This is a genomic window from Aeromicrobium sp. (assembly GCF_036676885.1).
Taxonomy (GTDB): domain Bacteria; phylum Actinomycetota; class Actinomycetes; order Propionibacteriales; family Nocardioidaceae; genus Aeromicrobium.
In genome coordinates, this window is sequence record NZ_JAKFCB010000267.1 from 1 (window position 1) to 2,896 (window position 2,896).

Genomic DNA, 2,896 nt, shown 5'->3' on the forward strand with positions numbered 1-2,896 from the left:
GTCTCGCGAGCCGTCGAGGCCGGTGCGCTGAGCGTCAACTCGCACTCGTCGGTGCGCTACTGGACGCCGTTCGGCGGCTTCAAGCAGTCCGGCATCGGCCGCGAGCTCGGCCCGGACGCGCCGCACTCCTTCACCGACGTCAAGAACATCTTCATCTCCAACGACTAACCGCACCTTGAGCTTGTCGGGAGGTCCTTTCGACAAGCTCAAGGACCGAAAGTGAGAATCATGGCAGGACGTATTGCAGGCAGGACCGCCGTCGTGACGGGCGGATGCTCGGGCATCGGGCTGGCGACCGTACGCCGGTTCGCCGAGGAGGGCGCCAACGTCGTCATCGGCGACCTCGACGACGCCAAGGGGCCCGGCATCGCGAAGGAGGTCGGCGGGACGTACGTGCACGTCGACGTCACCGACAAGGAGCAGGTCGACGCGCTGTTCAAGACCGCCAAGGACACGTACGGCTCGGTCGACATCGCGTTCAACAACGCCGGCATCTCGCCGCCGGAGGACGACTCGATCCTCGACACCGACCTCGAGGCGTGGAAGCGCGTGCAGGACGTCAACCTGACGAGCGTCTACCTGTGCTGCAAGGCGGCGCTGCCCTACATGCTCGAGCAGGGCAAGGGCTCGATCATCAACACCGCGTCGTTCGTCGCGGTCATGGGTGCGGCGACGTCGCAGATCTCGTACTCGGCCTCCAAGGGCGGCGTGCTGTCGATGTCGCGCGAGCTCGGCGTGCAGTTCGCGCGTGAGGGCGTACGCGTCAACGCCCTGTGCCCCGGCCCGGTCAACACGCCGCTGCTGCGCGAGCTGTTCGCGAGCGACCCGGAGCGGGCCGAGCGCCGGCTGGTGCACGTGCCGCTGGGCCGGTTCGCCGAGCCCGAGGAGATGGCCAATGCGGTGCTGTTCCTGGCGTCGGACGAGTCGAGCTTCATGACGGCGTCGACGTTCCTCGTGGACGGCGGCATCTCCGGGGCGTACGTCACGCCGGTGTGACGATGAAGCCGCTGATCGGAGTCACGACCTACCGCGAGCAGTCGCGGTGGGGCCTCTGGCACGAGCAGGCCGACGTGCTCCATGCGGTCTACTCGCGATCGATCGAGGCTGCCGGGGGAGTCGCGGTGCTGCTGCCGCCCGGCGACCCGAGCGGTGCGTCGTCGGTGGCGGCGCGGATCGACGGGCTGATCATCGCCGGCGGCGCCGATGTCGATCCGAGCCGGTACGACGAGGAGCCCCACGAGCGTACGGTCGGCTGGCGCGAGGACCGCGATGCCTGGGAGCTCGCGATGCTCGACGCGGCTGCCGCTGCGGGGCTGCCGGTGCTCGGCATCTGCCGCGGCATGCAGGTCATGGCGGTGCATGCAGGCGGGTCGCTCGACCAGCACGTGCCGGACATCGCCGGGCATGAGGAGCATTCGCCCGGTGGTCCCGAGTTCGGGGTGATCGACGTCGATGTCGTGCCGGGTACGTTGCTGCGTCGCGCCGTCGGCGAGAAGGGCTCGGTGCACTGCCACCACCACCAGTCCGTACGCGAGCACCCCGGGTTCGTCGCCGCCGCGCACGCGGCCGACGGCGTGCTCGAGGCGATGGAGGACCCGTCGCGACCGTTCTGGCTGGCGGTGCAGTGGCACCCCGAGCGCATCGAGGATGCGGGCTTGTTCCGCGCGCTGGTTGAAGCCGCGTCGCGCTGAGGCGAGACCGCCACATCGGTGTGTCTGAAGTCCGTTGTCCGCCCCGGCACCTACCGTGATCACCATGAGAGCCAACAAGTACGCCGGGCTGTGCGCCGTGTGCGAAGCCACGGTCGAGATCGCGGCCGGACAGCTCATCGGCTTTCCCGGCAGCTGGCGCACCGTCTGCGTCGAGTGCTCACCCGCGCCGCCCCCACGCGGTGACCATCCGGGCTGGCACCAGGTCGCGCTGGCCTCTCTCGACTTCGAGACCACGGGCGTCGACCCGTGGACCGACCGGGTGCTGAGCTACGCCCTGCTCGACGACCGCGGGCACGACTTCTCGGGCCTGATCAACCCCGGCGTCCCGATTCCGCCGGCCTCGGCCGAGGTCCACGGACTCACCGCTGAGGCGCTGGCCGGAGCCCCGGCACCCGTCGACGCGCTCGCCGAGGTCATCGCCTGGGTGCAGGACCTGATCGAACGTGGCGTCGGGCTCGTGGTCTTCAATGCCGCCTACGACCTCACGATGCTGCGTGCCGAGGCTGATCGATGGGGCCTGACACAGCCCGACTGGGAGCGCCTGTTCGTCGTCGATCCCTATGTCATCGACTGGGGCATCGAGCGCGGCGGCCTCGGCCCGCGGCGGCTCACCGATGTGGCCGCCTACTACGAGGTGCCGCTCGACAACGCACACGATGCGACCGCCGACGCCCGCGCGGCGCGTGAGATCGCCTATGAGATCGGCCGGCGCCACCCGACGGTTGCGGCCGGCGACCTCGAGAGCCTCATGCTCCGTCAGATCATCTGGTTCGCGGGCCGCGCCGAGGACTGGAACCACTACGCCCGCAAGGTCGGCCGTTCGCTCGACGATCCGGCCGGTTGGCCGCTGGCGCAGCCGCAGATGCGCAACACCCAGATCGCCTGACGCGTATGGCTGGCCGCGGCCGGCCGATTGATTTCCTACCAGAGCGACAGCTCACGGCGCGCTAATTTGGGGGCACCCAAAGCAGAGGAGAGCCCCGTGGGCAAGGTGGTCATGTACAGCTCGGTGTCGGTCGACGGCTTCGTCGCGGACGAGAACGACCAGCCCGGACCGCTGTTCGACTGGTTGTCCAGCGGTGACGTGCCGTTGGACGAGAGCGGCGCGTTGAAGGTGTCGCAGGTGTCCTACGACTACACCCGGGCGTACTGGGACCAGATTGGAGTGACAATCGCCGGCCGCC

At 69.2% G+C, this 2,896-nt stretch carries 4 protein-coding genes and 1 pseudogene; all 5 read left to right on the forward strand.

Annotated elements, in window-relative coordinates:
• Positions 1-168: aldehyde dehydrogenase family protein (locus tag V6M46_RS11945; protein WP_332665256.1), on the forward strand; the 168-nt coding region annotated here is incomplete at its 5' end.
• Between the two features lie 60 nt (positions 169-228).
• Positions 229-996 (forward strand): 3-oxoacyl-ACP reductase, encoded by a 768-nt coding sequence (locus tag V6M46_RS11950; protein WP_332665250.1) that lies wholly within the window; start codon positions 229-231, stop codon positions 994-996.
• 2 nt (positions 997-998) lie between these two features.
• Positions 999-1,691: a gamma-glutamyl-gamma-aminobutyrate hydrolase family protein gene (locus V6M46_RS11955; RefSeq protein WP_332665252.1), complete on the forward strand. Its 693-nt coding sequence runs from the start codon at positions 999-1,001 to the stop codon at positions 1,689-1,691.
• 64 nt (positions 1,692-1,755) lie between these two features.
• Complete coding sequence (locus V6M46_RS11960) at positions 1,756-2,598, forward strand: exonuclease domain-containing protein (protein WP_332665255.1); 843 nt, start codon at positions 1,756-1,758, stop codon at positions 2,596-2,598.
• A 96-nt stretch (positions 2,599-2,694) separates the two neighbouring features.
• Positions 2,695-2,896, forward strand: a pseudogene (locus V6M46_RS11965) (dihydrofolate reductase); the annotation flags it as partial.